1 protein-coding gene is annotated in these 697 nt (G+C 60.4%); it reads right to left on the minus strand.

All coding sequences use genetic code 11. The features are described 5' to 3' along the window. A partial coding sequence (locus ACYVO6_RS49445) for a hypothetical protein (protein WP_461073632.1) occupies positions 1-253 on the minus strand: 253 nt, incomplete at its 3' end. Between the last annotated feature and the right edge of the window lie 444 nt (positions 254-697).

Raw genomic sequence — 697 nt, forward strand, 5'->3', positions numbered from 1 at the left:
TTGTCGTTGTACAGGCTACCGTTGTAGTCGTGGTGGTTGTGGTCAGAGTCGTCCGAGTCCTTGGGCGAGCCGCTTCACCCTCCTCCGAGACCAGGCGAGCCATTTTCTCCGGACTATCTGCGAAGTGAAACATCAGGCCACGAAATGCATCGCTTTCGAAACCCTCGCTAGACACGCGTAGAGCCGCCAGCTTGAGCTCGGCTTCGAATTTCGGATCGACCTTTGCCCGTTCGATAACCTGTAGAATGCCCACGGCGAAATCCTTTCGACTTTCCCCTCGATGGCCGGTGAATAGCCGCTCTCTATTGATGATCGTAGAAGGCAGCTCCTGGTCTCGCGCGCTGAGACGGCCATTCCGGTGATGTGGACCTACATGGGTCAGGAGTCGATGCCCGAGGACGAGGCCAGGGAGCAGGGGCTCACAGCCTGCAAGCGCGGCAAGAGGTAGCTGTGCAAGCGCCACGGCAGTCCAGTCACCTGGTCGGAGCCAAGGCGCCGACGGCAGTGACGGCAACACGCATTGCACGGCCATGCGATGAGTGCCTAACTGCGTGACAACGCCGACGAACAGCGGCGGACAAGCACGGACGGTTGCGGACCAGCGCAGCTGGTCAGAGGCACAACGGCCGCTGGTCAAGTGGCTGTACGAGTTGCTTCGCAACGAAGCGTCGCTGAACTGACCGGCGCGTACCACACA

Source organism: Streptomyces pseudoechinosporeus, assembly GCF_054783935.1.